Genomic DNA, 15,019 nt, shown 5'->3' with positions numbered 1-15,019 from the left:
GCGGACATCTGCTGCACGCCGCCTTGCAGGGCCGATTGCTGCTGCATCTCGTTGCCCAGTTGGGAGGCGGGGAATTCCTGGACCTTCATCTTGCCGCCGCTCTTGGCTGCGAGCAGTTCGGCGAATCGCTTGACGCCGAAGCTCACGGGGTGGTCGGCGTTGTTCAGGTGGCCGAAGCGGATCACGCGATCCTGCTGCGCCCATGACGGGGCGGCGAGGCCGACGCAGAAGCTGGCAATGGCAAGCGTACGAAGAAGTTTCACAGGGGGTCCTCAAGGAAGATGGAAAAACCGATTGGGCGCGATCATAGATTTTCTTGGAAAGCGTTTCCACTATGGAAATCCCTTCCTTCCATCTGTTAGGCTTGCGCCGGGCAAGATCGCCGGTGTCTGTGAAACGAAATTCGGAGAGAGCGATATGAGCGGGATACTGGAACGCAGCTTCAACGTGCTGGAATACCTGGCCGAACATCCGGAGGGCTGTGCGCTCTCGACATTGGCAGGCGAATTGCAGATTCCGCTGAGCGCGTCGCACCGCCTGCTCACGGAACTGATCCGCTGCGGCTACGTGCGGCAGGACCCGCGCGATGGCCACTACGTACTGACCATCAAGCTCGTCTCGATCAGCCTGTCGTTCCTGAGCCGCTCGGGCATCGTCGACATCGCGCAACCGCTGCTCGACCAGCTGGCCTCGGCCTCGGGCGAACTGGTGCGGCTGGCGGTCGTCGATGGCGACGACCTGACCTTCGTGGCCAAGTCGCAAGGCGCCACGCGGGGCCTGCGCTACGACCCGGACATGGGCCTGTCGGTCAACCTTTCTTGCAGCGCGGCCGGCCACGCATGGCTCTCGACGATGAGCGAGGACGCCGCCACCGTGCTTGTCGCCAGGAAGGGACTGGGCACGCCGCAGGACTACGGCCCCAAGGCGCCCACTTCCATCAAGGCCGTGATGGCCTTCGTGAAGGCCGCGCACCAGCGAGGCTTCAGCATGATCAACGAAGTGTTCGCGCCGGGCATGACGGCCATGGCCGCGCCGGTGCGCGGCGCCGGCGGCACGGCCATCGGCGTCGTCACCATCGCGGGCCCGCTCAGCCGCCTGACGCCGCAACGGATGGAGGCGCTCGGGCCGGCGCTTCTTCAGACCGCCGAAGACGTCGCGCGTGCCAGCGGCGCATCGGCGTTGTTCAAGAAAAGAGCCTAGACCGGCTCACACAAAAGGAGACAAGCCATGAAGAGAGATTCGATCCGCAAGCTCGCGATGCTGGCCACCGTTGCCGCCGCTGCCGCATTCGCCACCGGCAGCGCGTTCGCGCAGGTCAAGGAGCGCACGCTCAAGTTCGCGTTCCAGAACCAGACCGGCCATCCGCAGGCGCAGGGCGCGCAGAAGTTCGCCGACGTCGTCGCGGCCAAGTCGGGCGGCAAGATCACGGTGAAGCTGTTCGCAGGCGGCTCGCTCGGCGGCGACCTGCAGACCGTGTCTGCATTGCAGGGCGGCACGGTCGAGATCACCGTGCTCAACGCCGGCATCCTCTCCGCGCAGGTGAAGGAGTTCGCGGCCTACGACTTTCCGTTTCTCTTCAACAACGGCAAGGAGGCCGATGCCGTCACCGATGGGCCCTTCGGCCAGAGGCTGATGGCCAAGCTCGAAGAGAAGGGCCTGCACGGCCTGGGCTACTGGGACCTGGGCTTTCGCAACCTCACCAACAGCAAGCGGCCGATCGTGAAGGCGGACGACATCGCGGGGCTGAAGATCCGCGTCATCCAGTCGCCGATCTACATCGACCTCTTCAGCGCGCTGGGCGCCAATGCCACGCCGCTGCCGTTCCCCGAGCTCTATCCGGCGCTCGACCAGAAAGCGGTCGACGGGCAGGAGAATCCGAACACGACGATCCTCTCGTCGAAGTTCGCCGAGGTGCAGAAGTACATCACCCAGACCCGCCACATCTACAACCCGCAGGCGCTTCTGATCAGCAAGAAGACCTGGGACGGCATGAGCGCGGAAGAGAAGAAGATCATCTCCGAGGCCGCGACCGAGTCGACCGCGTTCCAGCGCCAGGCCTCGCGCGGCGCGGCCGACAGCGCGCTCGATGCGCTCAAGAAGGCCGGCATGACCGTCTCCGAGCTGCCGCCGGACGAAATGGCCAAGCTCCGCGCGAAGGTGAAGCCCGTCATCGACAAGTACTCGGCCTCGGTGGGCGAAGCCACCGTCAAGGAGCTGATGGCCGAGATCGAGAAAGTGCGCAAGTAAGCCCGGCCGGGCTCAGACGATCCGCACCGACAGGTTCGGCAAACCGTCGATGTGGATCTCGATCAGGTCCCCGCGCACCACCGGCCCCACGTTCTCGGGCGTGCCCGAGTAGATGATGTCGCCGGGCATCAGCTCGAAGGCCTGCGACAGGCGGCTGATCTGCTCGGCGACCGACCAGATCATGTACTTGAGCGTGGCGTTCTGCTTCGTTTCGCCATTCACCTTGAGCCAGATCGCACCATCGGCGAAATGGCCGACCTTCGCCACCGGATGGATCGGCCCGATGGGTGCCGAGTGGTCGAAGCTCTTGCCGATTTCCCACGGCTTCTTCTGGTCGCCCATCTCGCGCTGCAGGTCGCGGCGCGTCATGTCCAGGCCGAGCGAGTAGCCGTACACGTGGTCGAGCGCGCTCGCCGCCGGAATGTTCTTGCCGCCCTTGGCCAGCGCGACGACCAGCTCCACCTCGTAGTGGTAGTTTTTGGTGAGCGTGGGGTAGGGATGATCGGCCACCTTGCCCGGCGTCACGACCTGGATCGCGTCGGCCGGCTTCTGAAAGAAGAAGGGCGGCTCGCGCGTCGGGTCCGAGCCCATCTCGCGCGCATGGGCGGCGTAGTTGCGGCCAATGCAATAGATGCGGCGCACCGGGTACACCTGTTCGCTGCCGACGATCGGCACGGTCGATACGGCGACATCGAAAGGCGTGGGCGCCGTGCGCGCGGCGCCTGCGGGCAGCGCACAACCGGCAATGGCGCCGGTGGCCATGGCGGCCGAACCGGCCAGCAGGCCGCGACGTGACGATGGGTTGGACATGTTCTGTGTCTCCTTCTGGGGGTGTTGCTGAAAGCGCGTCATCGATTCTGGAATGGCGCGCGGCCGCCGCGCCGCACGCATCTACGCAAAAACAGGACTCAGGCAACACGCACCCCGGAGCGATCGCGCCGCCTCTCGCTACCATCGCGCCATGCCGGCGCCCCCGTCCAGTTCCTCCAGCTCCCGCCTCTACGGCATGCAGGAGCGCGCGAACCATCTCGACTTCGACATCCGCTTCGAAGGCGCGCGCGACGTGCTCGCGCGGCCGCACCGGCACGAGTACTTCCAGATCCAGGTGAGCATCGAGGGCGGCGAGCAGCAACTCATCGGCGGCGCGGTGCGGCCGTTCCGCGCGGGGCACCTGAGCTTCGTGCTGCCGTACCGGGTGCATGTGGTACCGCATCCCGTCGGCGCGCGTTACGCCATCGTGAATTTCGACCAGGGATTTCTCTGGCCCGAACTGGCCGTCGAGCCGCTCGACCTCGAGGAAGTGTCCGTGGCGCGTCATCCCGAACTCGCGCCGTTCCTGTTCCAAGAGTACGTCGACTTCTCGTTCGACGAAGCGGATTTCGCGCGCATCCTGCGCTGGCTCGATGAACTCTCCGCACTCAACCGCGCACGCGGTTTCGCCGCAGCGGGCGCGATACGCGGCATCCTGCTGCAGCTCGTCGCACTGGCCTGCCAGCGGCACGAGGCGGCGTTGCTCGAACAGGCTGCACGTCACAGCGGCCGCAGTTCGCGGCGCGATGCGCTGCAGCGTGTGATGCGCTATGTGCGCGAGCACTTGAGCGAAGAGATGTCGCTCAACGACGCCGCGGCTGCGGCGATGCTGTCGCCCAACTACCTCGCGCACCTGCTCAAGAAGCAGACCGATCGCACCTTCACCGAACTCGTCACCGAGCGGCGGCTGGAACGCGCGAAGGAACTGCTGCTGACCTCCAGCGTCCGCATCGGCGACATCGCGCAGCAATGCGGCTTCAGCGATGCCGACTATTTCAGCCGGCGCTTCCGCCAGCAGATCGGCGTCACGCCAAGGCAGTTCCGCCAGGGCGCGAGTGCGCCGGCTGCTGCTGCTACTTCTTCATCGCCTTGATGTCGGCCTTGCCCTTGCTTTCTTCGGCCTTGGCCTGTTTCACGCACGCCGACTTGGCATCGCCCTTCTGGTCGTCGCACTTCTCCTTGGCGATGTCGTAGGCCGCTTCGACCTTGGCCTCGGCCACCTTGCGCGCATTGCTGTCGCTGGGCCGCACCTTCTGGTCGAGTTCGGCCTTGGCGATCTTTTCCTTGCCCTTGGCTTCTTCGACGCAGACATCCTTCGCGTTGTCCTTCATGGCATCGCAGGCGGCCTTGTCGGCCTTGTAGTCGGCGGCGATCTTGTCGCGGCCGGCCTTGAGTTCCGCCACGGCGGGGTCCATCGTTGCCGCCGGAGGCGGGGTTGTTTGCGCATGGGCAGCAAGCGCCATGAGGCACGACGCGGTCGCGCATATCCGCAGGAACTTTTGCATGGTCATCTCCTTGACGCCGGTGTTGGTTGTTGCGTCGGGTCCGGCGCCTGGAAAACATCCTAGGAAGCGCCGACGCGCGGGTGGTAGGACGCCTCGTGAACCAGCCGTAAGCACATGCTGACGCGCCGCGGCTGGCGTGTGCGCATGTGAGCGCCTTCTCTTCAAGAGATGGCGGTGGAGATGGGGCGACAGCGCCGCGCTTCAGTGCGCGCCGGCGGCGATGTTGCGTATTTCGCTGTGCAGGGCGCGTTGCCCCGAAGCCAGCGCGGCCTCGTAGCTGTCGGCCGCATCGAAGGCGCTGCGAAGCACGGTCGGGTTCGCGCCGTTCGCATCGGTTTCCAGCAGCCGCCACACAAACGAGCCGGGCACCGGCTCCTCGATGATGAGTTCGATCGGGTGTGTCATGGCCCGACGATGTTCCCTTGGAGATCGGGTGTCTGTAGGCCAATTTCGAATTTTCCGGAGGCCTTGCAGAGAGCGAAATCCGCCGCGTTGTGAAACGTAGTGTGTTCGGTTTCAAGGCCGACACAGAGGCATACGCAATGTGTGCCCGAGAGGCGGTGAGCGGCGAACAATCCGCTCGTTCTTTCGCCAACCACCCTCCCACTTCCGTGTCCAGGAAACCATCATGAGCATTCGATCCAATGTAGTTCTCGCCGTTGCGGCGGTCGCGGCCTCGGTTGCCGTTCTCACGTTCGCCGCACCGCCGCCCGGCGGCGACGTCCCCGCGGGTGCCGCGCAGCAGGCGCCCGAATTCCAGAACATCGACAAGTGGCTCAACTCCGAGCCGCTGAAGCTCAAGGAGCTGCGCGGCAAGGTCGTGCTCGTCGACTTCTGGACCTACACCTGCATCAACTGCCTCAACCATCTGCCGTACGTCAAGGACTGGAACGCGAAGTACAAGGACCAGGGCCTCGTCGTCGTGGGCGTGCACACGCCCGAGTTCGCCTACGAGAAGTCGACCAAGAACGTGCAGGAAGCGATCAAGCGCCTGCAGATCCAGCACGCCGTGGCGCAGGACAACAGCTACGGCACCTGGAAGGCCTTCAACAACCAGTACTGGCCCGCGGTCTACCTGATCGACAAGCAGGGAAAGATCGTCTATTCGCACTTCGGCGAAGGCAGCTACGGCACGACCGAGAAAAAGATCCAGGCGCTGCTGGCCGAGCCGTCGCCGGCCGTTGCCGCCGCTGCTACTGCTGCTGCTGCTGCTGCTCCCGGAGGTTGAGATGAAGAAGCTCTGGTTCGCGCTCCTCTTCTTTGCCGGTGGCTTCGCCCATGAAGTCCGCAACCCGGTGAGTTGCCAATGCATCACGGCCCGCGAGTTTGCGGGCCCTCGCAAACGCGCCCGCGCATGAAGCGGGCAGAAGGTTCATCCATGTTCAAAGAGATCCAACACAACCGCCGCGGCTTCCTGGCCACGGCCGCCGCCGGCGTGGTTGCGGCGCAGTTCGCGTCGATGAGCTCGGCCCATGCGGGCGCAGCTTTCCAGCTCGGGCCGGTACGGCAGGTCAAGGCCGGCGTGCTCGATGTCGGCTACTTCGAAGCCGGGCCCACCGATGGGCCGCCGGTGTTGCTGCTGCACGGCTTTCCGTATTCGGTCGACAGCTTCGTGGAGGTCGCGTCGATGCTCGCCGCACGCGGCGCGCGCGTGATCGTTCCGTACCTGCGTGGTCATGGCTCCACGCGTTTCATCGACAGCGCCACGCCACGTTCCGGTCAGCAGGCGGCCATCGGCGTCGATGTCGTCGCGCTGATGGATGCGCTGAAACTCGATCGCGCGGTGCTCGCCGGCTACGACTGGGGTGGGCGCGCGGCCTGCGTCGCAGCGGCGCTGTGGCCCGAGCGCGTTTCAGGCCTCGTGTCGGTCAACAGCTACCTGATCCAGGACATCGCGAAGGCGAGCCTGCCGGTCGCGCCGTCGGTCGAGTCGGGCATCTGGTACCAGCACTATTTCCTGAGCGAACGTGGACGCGCCGGCCTCATTGCCAACCGCCGCGAGATCGCGCGGACCATCTGGCTGCGCAATTCGCCGAACTGGCATTTCGACGAGGCCACGCTGGCCCGCCACGTTGCCGCATTCGACAACCCGGACTATGTCGACGTGGTGATCCATTCGTACCGCCACCGCCTGGGCGCAGCGGACGGCTGCGCGGCATACGCGGACGTCGAACGCCGGCTCTCGGCGCTGCCCGCCATCGCCGTGCCGACCATCACACTCGACGGCAAGGCCGATGGCGTGGTGCCGGCCACCGATGGCAAGTCGACCGCGGCGAAGTTCAGCGGCCCGCGCTCGCACCGCGTGGTCGAGAACGCCGGGCACAACCTGCCCGAAGAAGCACCGAAGGAGTTCGCCGAAGCGACTTGGGAATTGCTGCTCTCGGCGCGCCGCGCCGGATGAGGCCCGGATGAGGCGGCAGCGGGATGAACCTCAGTCGTCCCGCGCCTCGACGGCCGAAGCGAAGACATAACCCTCGCTTCGCACCGTCTTGATGTAGCGCGGCTCCCGCGCGTCGTCGCGCAGGCGCTGGCGCAGGCGACTCACGAGCAGGTCGATCGAGCGCTCGAAGAGCTCCGCTTCGCGGCCCTGGGTAAGGCTCAGCAGCTGGTCGCGGCTCAGCACCTTCTGCGGATGGTCGAGAAACACGCGCAGCAGGCGGTACTCGGCGCCGCTCAGCGCCACCATCGTGCCGCTGTCGTCCAGCAGGTGGCGCGCCACCGTGTCCACATGCCAGTCGCCGAAGGCCAGCTTCTGCGACGGCTCGACCGCGCCCATGTTCGGCGGCAGCATGCGCGTGCGCCGCATCACCGAGCGGATGCGCGCGAGCAGTTCGCGTGCGGAGAAAGGCTTGGCCAGGTAGTCGTCGGCGCCCATCTCTAGGCCGAGGATGCGGTCGGCCTCTTCGCTGCGGGCGGTGAGCATCAGGATCGGCGTGGCCTTGTACTTGCCGGTGCGCAGGTCGCGGCACAGCGTGAGGCCGTCTTCGCCCGGCAGCATCAGGTCCAGGATGATGAGGTCGAAGGGCCCCGACTCCTCCAGCGCCGCGCGCATGTGCCGGCCGGTGGGCACTGCCACCACGCGCAGGCCGTTCTTGACCAGGTAGGTCGTGAGCAGTTCGCGGATTTCCCGGTCGTCGTCGACGATGAGGATGTGGTCGGAGGTCTTGGGAGTCATGGCTGTGTGTGAGGTATGAAGTGCGCCGCAGCCGGAATGTATCCCGGCCGCCGCGAACGGGCAGGGGGTTTGTATGCGCAAGTATCTGCAGGCGGAGGTCGCGACACTATGTTTCGCGCCCTCCGCCCGGCCAGGCCGCTATCGCAGCGACCTGAACGCCGCCCGGATCTCGACCGCGAACAGCTCCGGCTGCTCCCAGGCCGCGAAGTGGCCGCCCTTGTCCACCTCGTTGAAATAGATCAGGTTGCGGTAGGCCCGCTCGGTCCAGCTCTTCGGCGCGCGGTAGATCTCGCCCGGGAACACCGTCACCGCCGCGGGGATCGAGATATCGACCGCGTTGAAGTTGTTGGCGTTGTTTTCCCAGTAGAGCTGCGCGCCCGAGGTCGCGGTCTTCGTCACCCAGTAGAGCGTGATGTCGTCCAGCATCTCGTCGCGGGTGAGTGCCTTGTCGGCATCGCCGCCGCTGTAGGTCCACTCGTTGAACTTGTCGTAGAAGAAGGCGGCCAGGCCCGCGGGCGAATCTTCCAGCGCATAGCCCAGGGTCTGCGGGCGCGTCACCATCATGGCCGCGTAGCCGCCGCCCCTGGTGTAGAGGTACTTGAGCGATTCGAATGCGGCTTTTTCCTTCTCCGAGAGACCGGCCGGTGCGGGGTCGCCGTTGTTGAGCGCCTTCGCCACGTCCGGCGGTACGGTCGCGGGCATGTTCACGTGGATGCCCAGCAGCCCCTGCGGCGCCTGGCGCGCCATCTTGTCGGCGACCACCGAACCCCAGTCGCCGCCCTGCGACACATAGCGCGTGTAGCCCAGGCGCTTCATCAGCACGTCCCAGGCGGTCGCGATGCGGTCGGCACCCCAGCCGGTGCTTTGCGGCTTGCCAGAGAAGCCGTAGCCGGGCATCGAGGGCAGCACGAGGTGAAAGGCGTCTTCCGCGCGTCCGCCGTGCGCCGTCGGGTCGGTGAGCGGGCCGATGACCTTCAGGAGTTCCATCACCGAGCCCGGCCAGCCGTGCGTGATGACCAGCGGCATGGCATTCGCATGGCGCGAGCGCACATGCACGAACTGGATGTCAAGCCCGTCGATCTCGGTGATGAACTGGGGCAGGGCGTTGAGGCGCTTCTCCACCTTGCGCCAGTCGTAGCCCGTGCCCCAGTAACGCACCAGCGGCTGCAGTTTTTCGAGCCGCACGCCTTGCGTCTGGTCATTGACCGTCTCGCGGTCGGGCCAGCGCGTGGCCTGGATGCGGCGGCGCAGGTCGACCAGCACGGCCTCGGGCACATGGATGCGGAAGGGGCGGATCGACGTGTCGCCGGTCGGCGCGCGGGGCTTCGTCGTGGCGGGAACATCGGCGCCAGCCGCGGCGCCCGAACCCTGCGCGAACGCCGGGTTGGAGAGCAGCCCGAAACCGGCGGCACCCGCGACGGCGGTGGTGGCGAAGAAGTGGCGCCGTGTGGGCGCGGTAGACACAGAAGACATGGTGATCTTTCGTCGAGTAAGGGTGAAGTGAAGAGGCCTTGCGGGCCGCCCGAATGAACGGACGGGCGCATCTTTGGCCGTGCTTCCCCTCTGCGATCCGAAGGCTGTATGCCTGTGTATCGACGCGAGAAATCCACACACTACGTTTCAACGGCGTCGCACTCTCTTCTCCGGCGTACGCGCGCTTGCGAACACCGAGAAGCCCTGCCGTATTTCCGCGAGCAGCCGCTCGGCAGCCACCGGCAACGGCCGCCCCTGGCGCACCATCAGCCGCACCTGCGCCGACTTGCACAGCGGATGCGCCAGGTCGAGCGCAACAAGGTGCCCCGCCTCGATCTCCGGCGCCGCCGCGAGGCCCGCACCGATGAAGGTCACGCCATCGGTGGTGCGCACGAAGCGCTTGAGGCCGACCACCGAGTTGCTGCGCAGGCTCGGGTGCAGCTTCACATGCTCCGCGTACTCGAGCAGTTCGACGAGCCGCCCCACGCCGTAGCCTGGCGGCATCAGGCCCAGCGGGTAGCCGGCGAGCTGCCGTATCTGCAGCGGGCCCGCGATCTTCGTGAGCGGATGCCCCGTGCGCACCAGCAGCTTGGCGGGCGCGGCGGCGCTGGCGACGAACTGCAGCTGCGCATCCGACTGTGGGTTGTAGGCCAGGCCGATGTGCGCGGCATCGCTCACCACTTCGGCGATCAGCTCGCTCGCGGGCAACGCATCGAGCACCACCGACAGCTTCGGGTGCGTCGCGCAGAACGGCGCGACCACCTGTGCCATCAATCCGTCGACAAAGCCTTCGCTCGCGACGATGCGCACGGTGCCCGCATCCATCGACTCGATGGCGCGCAGCCGCTCGGTCAGTTGCTCCTGGTGCGCCTGGCAGCCGCGCCAGTACTCGAGCAGATGGAACGCGGCATCGGTCGGCGCAACGCCGCGCGCCTGCCGCTCGAAGAGCAGCAGGCCCAGTTCTTCTTCGAGCAATGCCACCTGCCGCGTGATGACCGAGGGCGCGGTGTTCAGCGCATCGGCCGCGCCGCGGATCGAGCCGTGAACCAGCACTTCGTGGAAGTACTTCAGCCGCTTCTGGTTGATGTCGCGCATGGTGTTCGATCCTCGAGTCGTTGCCTGGTGGGCAACGAAGTGGTCAAAAAGTTGCTGTTGCTCGAACAGATGCTACGCCGAACAATTTGTTCCACGCGATTCCCCGCGCCCACCGCCCGCCCCACGCCCCACGCCCCACGCAGTCTGGAAAGAAGAGGACCCCATGAGAGACATTCCGAAGACCCCCATCGCCCGTGCGTTCGCGGGCATCGCCGCCCTTGCGGCCGCGTTGCTCGTCAGCGCGACGGCCGCCGGCCCGGCACTCGCCGCGGAGGCGTTCCCCTCCAAGCCCGTGACCATGCTCGTCGCGTTCCCACCCGGCGGCCCCGCCGACGTGCTCGCGCGCGCCATGCAGCCGTCGATGGCGAAGGCGCTCGGCCAGCCGCTCATCATCGAGAACCTGCCGGGCGCGGGCGGCGCGCTCGCCGTGCAGCGCCTCTTGAGCAAGCCGGCCGACGGCTACACGCTCATCATGGGTTCGCCCAACGAGGCGATCCTCGCGCCGCTGTCCAACGCGTCGGCGAAGTACAAGCCCGAAGAGCTCGCGCTCGTCGCACCGATCTCCACGCATCCGCTGGTGGTGATGGCGCGCAACGACCTGCCGTATGCATCGCTCGAACAACTGATCGCCGCCGCGAAGAAGCCCGGCAGCCAGAGCCTCACCTTCGGCAGCCCGGGGCACGGCTCGATGTACCACATCGTCTCCGAATACCTCGCGCAGACGACAGGCGCCAAGCTGCTGCACGTGCCCTACAAGGGCGCCACGCCGATGATGCAGGACCTGGTCGGCCAGCAGATCGACATCACGATCCTGCCGAACCTGGGTGCGTCGATCCAGCTGCTCGAAAGCCGCAAGATCAAGGCCATCGACGTGCTCGACACCCAGCGCATGCGCACGTTGCCCGATGTGCCCGCCATCTCCGAGAGCGGCATCGCCAGGAAGAGCGAGTTCGTGCACTCCATCTGGCTGGCGGTGATGGCCAAGGCGGGCATTCCGGACGACCGGCTTCGCGTGCTGCTGGAGGCCTCGCAGCAGGCGATCCAGTCGCCCGAGATGGTCAAGGCGCTCGCGCTCTCGGGCACGGTGCCGATGAAGCCGCAACCCCTTGCCGCCTCCGCGAAGTTCTACGTCGACGAGACGGAGAAGTTCAAGAAGATGGCCCGTTCCATTCAACTGACTGCCCAATGATGATGAACATCCTCGTCGCCGGTTTCCAGCATGAGACCAACACCTTCGCGCCCACCGTGGCCTCGTACGACAGCTTCGTGCGCGGCGAAGATTTTCCGGGGCTCGTGCGCGGTGAAGGTCTCTTCGGCCTGCTCGGCGTGAACCTGCCCGCGAGCGGCTTCATCAACTTCGTGCGCGAGAAGGGGCATGCCGTCACGCCCGTCATCTGGGCCGGCGCGGGCGCCTCGGCGCATGTGACCACCGATGCCTACGAGCGCATCGCGGGCGAGATCGTCGAGGCGGTGAAGACGGCGTCGTTCGATGCGATCTACCTCGACCTGCACGGCGCGATGGTCGCGCAGCACCTCGATGACGGCGAAGGCGAACTGCTCGCCCGCATCCGCGCGGTGGTGGGCCCGCAGATGAAGATCGTGGTCTCGCTCGATTCGCACGCCAACGTCACCACGCAGATGCTCGCGCTCGCGGACGGGCTGGTGGCCTACCGCACATATCCCCACATCGACATGGCCGACACGGGCCGGCGGGCCGGGGAGTTGCTGCTTGCGCTCACCGGCAGCGACAAGCCGGCGCACCGCGTGGCACGGCGCGTGCCGTTCCTCATTCCGGTGAACAGCATGTCCACCATGATGCAGCCCGCGCGCGGCATGTACGACCTGCTCGAAGAACTGGAAAAGGAAGGCGTGCTCTCGCTCTCCTTCGCGCCGGGCTTTCCGGCCTCCGACTTCGCGGAATGCGGCCCGGTGGTCTGGGGCTACGGCTTCGACGCGGCACGCATCGAACGCGCCGTCGATGCGCTGTTCTCTCGCATCTGCCACCCCGAGCACCAATGGGCGGTGCGGTTCGAGGAGCCCGATGCCGCGGTGCTGCGCGCGATGCAGGTCGCGCAAACGGCCACGCGACCGGTGATCCTCGCGGACACGCAGGACAACCCCGGCGTCGGCGGCGACTCCAACACAACGGGCCTGCTGCGCGCGCTGCTCAGGCACGGCGCGCAGGACGCGGCGCTGGGCCTCATCTGCGACCCCGCCGCCGCAGCGGCAGCGCATGCGGCGGGCGTGGGCGCATGGATCGACATCGGCCTGGGCGGTTGTCCGCAGGTCGAGGGCGATGCGCCGCTGCGCGGCTCCTTCCAGGTCGAAGCGCTGTCCGGCGGCCAGTTCGTCTACGGCGGTCCGATGATGAACGGCAAGGCCTCCGATCTCGGGCCGATGGCGTGCCTGCGCATCGGCGGTGTGCGTATCGCGGTGAGCTCGGCCAAGGCGCAGCTGCTCGACCGGAACATGTACCGCACCGTCGGCATCGCGCCCGAGACGATGAAGATCCTCGTGAACAAGAGCTCGGTGCACTTTCGCGCCGACTTCGCCGCCATGGCCGAGGAAATCCTCGTGGTGCGCTCGCCCGGGCCCTTCATCGCCGATCCGTCGCAGCTGCCGTGGAAACACCTGGCGAAGGAAATGCGCACGCGTCCGCGCGATGCCGAGCGGCCAGTGTGAAACGTACTGTGTGAGTTTCTTCGGCAGATACAAAGGCATACGCAAGGTGCTCCCGGAGGGCGGGAGCGGCCCAACAATCCGGTCCGTTCCCAACCAACCCTTCCAAGGAAACACCATGACCTCCACCGAAAAGATCCTCTACACCGGCAAGACCCACACCACCGGCGGCCGCGACGGCGCCTCGACCAGCAGCGACGGCCGCCTGGACGTCAAGCTCTCGTCCCCCGGCGGCCCGGGCACCGGCACCAACCCCGAGCAGCTCTTCGCCGCCGGCTGGTCCGCCTGCTTCATCGGCGCGATGGGCCTCGCTGCCGGCAAGCTCAAGATCAAGCTGCCCGCCGACCTGGCCGTGGACGCCGAAGTCGACCTCGCCAACACCGACGGCGCCTACTTCCTGAAGGCCCGCCTGAACGTCAGCGTGCCCGGCATCGAGCGCGACGTCGTCCAGTCGCTGGTGGATGCGGCGCACCAGACCTGCCCGTACTCCAAGGCCACGCGCGGCAACATCGACGTCACCATCAACGTGGTCTGAGCGAGCGAACGACGGGGCCGAACGGGTAATGTTCCATGTCGCTTCTTGCTGCTGAACACACTGCGATACATGCGATGGGCTTTCCGGCGAGGCCCGGGTCTATAAACGAGCCCATGTCCACCTCACCCGCCAGCCCCGTCGTCGTGAATCCACCTGCCGGCACCTCCGGCAGCCTGCGCCGCCTGGCGCCGCGATCGCTGTTCTCCCGCGTGACGCTGATCATCGTGGTGGGCCTGGCGATCGCCCAACTGCTCACCTTCGCCGCCATCCGCTACGAGCGCGACATGGCGATGCGCGAGCTGATGATGATCGGCATCGAGCGCGACATCGCCAGCTCGGTCGCCATCCTCGACCGCCTGCCCGCTGCCGAACGCCCGGCCTGGCTCGAGAAGCTGGAGCGGCGCAACTACCGCTTCGTGCTGGGCGGCATGGCCGAGGGCGTGCCGCCCCGGTCCTTGTTGTCGCAGCAGTTCGCCACGGCCATCGTGGAGGCCATGCGCCCCTTCGAGATCGTCAAGGTCGGCGAGGTGCTCCAGCCGCCCGAGGGCCTGGAAATCCAGGTGCGCATGACCGACGGGTCCTCGGTCGTCGTGCACGCGCGTCGCGTGGGCATGCCGGTGTCCAGCTGGGTCATGTGGCTGCTGGCGATCCAGTTGCTGGTGCTGGCCGTCTGCGCCTGGTTCGCGGTGCGGCTGGTCACGCGGCCGCTGGCCGACCTGGCCGCCGCGGCCGACGACCTGGGCCCCGACCTCAAGCCGCAGAAGCTCGCGGAAGAAGGCCCGACCGAAGTGGCGCACGCCGCGCGCGCTTTCAACGCGATGCAGCAGCGCATCGGCGGCTACATGGCCGAGCGCGTGGAAATCCTCGCGGCCATCTCGCACGATCTGCAGACCCCCATCACGCGGATGCGGCTTCGCACCGAAATGATGGACGACGAGCACGACCGCGGCAAATTCCGCCAGGACCTGGACGCGATGCATTCGCTGGTGCGCGAAGGCGTGACCTATGCGCGCACGCTGCACGGCGCCACCGAGCCGCCGCTGCGCATGGACGCCGACGCGCTGCTCGAAAGCATGCAGGCCGACTACGAGGACGCCGGCAAGACGGTGCACCTCGAAGGCCGGGTGGGCGCGCCCATCGTGGGCCGGCCGAATGCGATGCGCCGCATCGTCATGAACCTGATCGACAACGCGCTCATCTTCGGCAGCGACGTGCGTGTGAGGGTGAAAGCCGGTGAAGGCCAGCTCTCCATCGCCGTCGTCGACAACGGCCCGGGCATTCCGCCCGACGAACTGGACGCGGTGCTCAAGCCCTTCTACCGCGTCGAAAGCTCGCGCAACCGCAGCACCGGCGGCACGGGCCTGGGCCTTGCCATCGCGCACCAGCTCGCGATGGCGATGGGCGCCGAGCTGAAGCTGCAGAACCGCCCCGAAGGCGGACTGGAGGCACGCCTGACCATGCCCACGCGACCCGCCTGAAGGAGCCATGCCGCGCGTGTCG

Annotated in this window: 16 protein-coding genes and 1 pseudogene; 10 read left to right on the top strand and 7 right to left on the bottom strand. The window is 66.7% G+C overall.

Translation table 11 applies throughout. The annotated features are described in order from the left end of the window. Window positions 1-263, bottom strand: a pseudogene (locus J2W23_RS26905) (TRAP transporter substrate-binding protein); the annotation flags it as partial. A gap of 154 nt (window positions 264-417) precedes the next feature. Between J2W23_RS26905 and J2W23_RS26900 the strand changes: the two are divergent. After that, a complete protein-coding gene (locus J2W23_RS26900) occupies window positions 418-1,200 on the top strand; it encodes an IclR family transcriptional regulator (protein ID WP_176659945.1) in 783 nt (260 codons plus the stop codon). Window positions 1,201-1,227: 27 nt separating this feature from the next. Next, entirely contained in the window at window positions 1,228-2,247 is a 1,020-nt protein-coding gene (locus J2W23_RS26895) for a TRAP transporter substrate-binding protein (protein WP_373423992.1), read from the top strand. 12 nt (window positions 2,248-2,259) lie between these two features. On the opposite strand, the gene J2W23_RS26890 is transcribed toward J2W23_RS26895, so the two are convergent. Continuing rightward, complete coding sequence (locus tag J2W23_RS26890; RefSeq protein WP_176659946.1) at window positions 2,260-3,057, bottom strand: fumarylacetoacetate hydrolase family protein; 798 nt, start codon at window positions 3,055-3,057, stop codon at window positions 2,260-2,262. 151 nt (window positions 3,058-3,208) lie between these two features. On the opposite strand from J2W23_RS26890, the gene J2W23_RS26885 reads away from it, so the two are divergent. Further along, complete coding sequence (locus J2W23_RS26885) at window positions 3,209-4,150, top strand: helix-turn-helix transcriptional regulator (protein ID WP_307650919.1); 942 nt, start codon at window positions 3,209-3,211, stop codon at window positions 4,148-4,150. Here the strand turns inward: J2W23_RS26885 and J2W23_RS26880 are convergent. Beyond that, window positions 4,131-4,562 carry a hypothetical protein gene (locus J2W23_RS26880; RefSeq protein WP_176659947.1) on the bottom strand — a complete coding sequence of 144 codons (432 nt, stop codon included), beginning with the start codon at window positions 4,560-4,562 and terminating at the stop codon, window positions 4,131-4,133. The two genes, J2W23_RS26885 and J2W23_RS26880, sit on opposite strands and share 20 nt — an antisense overlap. A 201-nt stretch (window positions 4,563-4,763) precedes the next feature. Next, window positions 4,764-4,967, bottom strand: coding sequence for a hypothetical protein (locus J2W23_RS26875; protein ID WP_176659948.1), 204 nt, complete (start codon window positions 4,965-4,967; stop codon window positions 4,764-4,766). Between the two features lie 223 nt (window positions 4,968-5,190). Here J2W23_RS26875 and J2W23_RS26870 point away from each other — a divergent pair, with 223 nt between their 5' ends. The 3 genes from J2W23_RS26870 to J2W23_RS26860 are packed head-to-tail and all read left to right on the top strand — an operon-like array spanning window position 5,191 to window position 6,963. Continuing rightward, complete coding sequence (locus J2W23_RS26870) at window positions 5,191-5,790, top strand: thioredoxin family protein (RefSeq protein WP_307650918.1); 600 nt, start codon at window positions 5,191-5,193, stop codon at window positions 5,788-5,790. 1 nt (window position 5,791) lies between these two features. Continuing rightward, window positions 5,792-5,920 (top strand): hypothetical protein, encoded by a 129-nt coding sequence (locus J2W23_RS26865; protein ID WP_307650917.1) that lies wholly within the window; start codon window positions 5,792-5,794, stop codon window positions 5,918-5,920. Between the two features lie 20 nt (window positions 5,921-5,940). Next, the gene (locus J2W23_RS26860; RefSeq protein WP_373423991.1) at window positions 5,941-6,963 is read left to right on the top strand and encodes an alpha/beta fold hydrolase; all 1,023 of its coding nucleotides are present in this window, start codon (window positions 5,941-5,943) and stop codon (window positions 6,961-6,963) included. 30 nt (window positions 6,964-6,993) lie between these two features. On the opposite strand, the gene J2W23_RS26855 is transcribed toward J2W23_RS26860, so the two are convergent. From J2W23_RS26855 to J2W23_RS26845, 3 genes are all read right to left on the bottom strand, one after another. Beyond that, complete coding sequence (locus J2W23_RS26855) at window positions 6,994-7,737, bottom strand: response regulator (RefSeq protein WP_013539189.1); 744 nt, start codon at window positions 7,735-7,737, stop codon at window positions 6,994-6,996. Window positions 7,738-7,875: 138 nt separating this feature from the next. After that, a complete protein-coding gene (locus J2W23_RS26850; RefSeq protein WP_307650916.1) occupies window positions 7,876-9,210 on the bottom strand; it encodes an epoxide hydrolase family protein in 1,335 nt (444 codons plus the stop codon). A 147-nt stretch (window positions 9,211-9,357) separates the two neighbouring features. Beyond that, on the bottom strand, window positions 9,358-10,305 hold the full coding sequence (locus J2W23_RS26845; protein ID WP_307650915.1) for a LysR substrate-binding domain-containing protein: 948 nt from the start codon (window positions 10,303-10,305) through the stop codon (window positions 9,358-9,360). A 163-nt stretch (window positions 10,306-10,468) separates the two neighbouring features. On the opposite strand from J2W23_RS26845, the gene J2W23_RS26840 reads away from it, so the two are divergent. From J2W23_RS26840 to J2W23_RS26825, 4 genes are all read left to right on the top strand, one after another. Next, complete coding sequence (locus J2W23_RS26840) at window positions 10,469-11,494, top strand: tripartite tricarboxylate transporter substrate binding protein (protein ID WP_307650914.1); 1,026 nt, start codon at window positions 10,469-10,471, stop codon at window positions 11,492-11,494. A 2-nt stretch (window positions 11,495-11,496) separates the two neighbouring features. Beyond that, the gene (locus J2W23_RS26835) at window positions 11,497-12,987 is read left to right on the top strand and encodes a M81 family metallopeptidase (RefSeq protein WP_307650913.1); all 1,491 of its coding nucleotides are present in this window, start codon (window positions 11,497-11,499) and stop codon (window positions 12,985-12,987) included. A 115-nt stretch (window positions 12,988-13,102) separates the two neighbouring features. Next, on the top strand, window positions 13,103-13,519 hold the full coding sequence (locus tag J2W23_RS26830; protein ID WP_307650912.1) for an organic hydroperoxide resistance protein: 417 nt from the start codon (window positions 13,103-13,105) through the stop codon (window positions 13,517-13,519). 113 nt (window positions 13,520-13,632) lie between these two features. Beyond that, window positions 13,633-14,997, top strand: coding sequence for an ATP-binding protein (locus J2W23_RS26825; RefSeq protein WP_307650911.1), 1,365 nt, complete (start codon window positions 13,633-13,635; stop codon window positions 14,995-14,997). The last annotated feature ends 22 nt before the right edge of the window (window positions 14,998-15,019 follow it).

It is taken from the genome of Variovorax boronicumulans, assembly GCF_030812215.1.
Lineage (GTDB): Bacteria > Pseudomonadota > Gammaproteobacteria > Burkholderiales > Burkholderiaceae_C > Variovorax > Variovorax boronicumulans_C.
The sequence above is the reverse complement of the archived record's forward strand: the minus strand, read 5'-3'. Positions and strand labels throughout refer to the sequence as shown.

What these genes read in the sequence shown, in the direction of transcription:
- J2W23_RS26900 (WP_176659945.1), top strand. Translation starts at nt 418, where the DNA reads ATGAGCGGGATACTGGAACGCAGCTTCAACGTGCTGGAATACCTGGCC.
- J2W23_RS26895 (WP_373423992.1), top strand. Translation starts at nt 1,228, where the DNA reads ATGAAGAGAGATTCGATCCGCAAGCTCGCGATGCTGGCCACCGTTGCC.
- J2W23_RS26890 (WP_176659946.1), bottom strand. Translation starts at nt 3,057, where the DNA reads ATGTCCAACCCATCGTCACGTCGCGGCCTGCTGGCCGGTTCGGCCGCC.
- J2W23_RS26885 (WP_307650919.1), top strand. Translation starts at nt 3,209, where the DNA reads ATGCCGGCGCCCCCGTCCAGTTCCTCCAGCTCCCGCCTCTACGGCATG.
- J2W23_RS26880 (WP_176659947.1), bottom strand. Translation starts at nt 4,562, where the DNA reads ATGCAAAAGTTCCTGCGGATATGCGCGACCGCGTCGTGCCTCATGGCG.
- J2W23_RS26875 (WP_176659948.1), bottom strand. Translation starts at nt 4,967, where the DNA reads ATGACACACCCGATCGAACTCATCATCGAGGAGCCGGTGCCCGGCTCG.
- J2W23_RS26870 (WP_307650918.1), top strand. Translation starts at nt 5,191, where the DNA reads ATGAGCATTCGATCCAATGTAGTTCTCGCCGTTGCGGCGGTCGCGGCC.
- J2W23_RS26865 (WP_307650917.1), top strand. Translation starts at nt 5,792, where the DNA reads ATGAAGAAGCTCTGGTTCGCGCTCCTCTTCTTTGCCGGTGGCTTCGCC.
- J2W23_RS26860 (WP_373423991.1), top strand. Translation starts at nt 5,941, where the DNA reads ATGTTCAAAGAGATCCAACACAACCGCCGCGGCTTCCTGGCCACGGCC.
- J2W23_RS26855 (WP_013539189.1), bottom strand. Translation starts at nt 7,737, where the DNA reads ATGACTCCCAAGACCTCCGACCACATCCTCATCGTCGACGACGACCGG.
- J2W23_RS26850 (WP_307650916.1), bottom strand. Translation starts at nt 9,210, where the DNA reads ATGTCTTCTGTGTCTACCGCGCCCACACGGCGCCACTTCTTCGCCACC.
- J2W23_RS26845 (WP_307650915.1), bottom strand. Translation starts at nt 10,305, where the DNA reads ATGCGCGACATCAACCAGAAGCGGCTGAAGTACTTCCACGAAGTGCTG.
- J2W23_RS26840 (WP_307650914.1), top strand. Translation starts at nt 10,469, where the DNA reads ATGAGAGACATTCCGAAGACCCCCATCGCCCGTGCGTTCGCGGGCATC.
- J2W23_RS26835 (WP_307650913.1), top strand. Translation starts at nt 11,497, where the DNA reads ATGAACATCCTCGTCGCCGGTTTCCAGCATGAGACCAACACCTTCGCG.
- J2W23_RS26830 (WP_307650912.1), top strand. Translation starts at nt 13,103, where the DNA reads ATGACCTCCACCGAAAAGATCCTCTACACCGGCAAGACCCACACCACC.
- J2W23_RS26825 (WP_307650911.1), top strand. Translation starts at nt 13,633, where the DNA reads ATGTCCACCTCACCCGCCAGCCCCGTCGTCGTGAATCCACCTGCCGGC.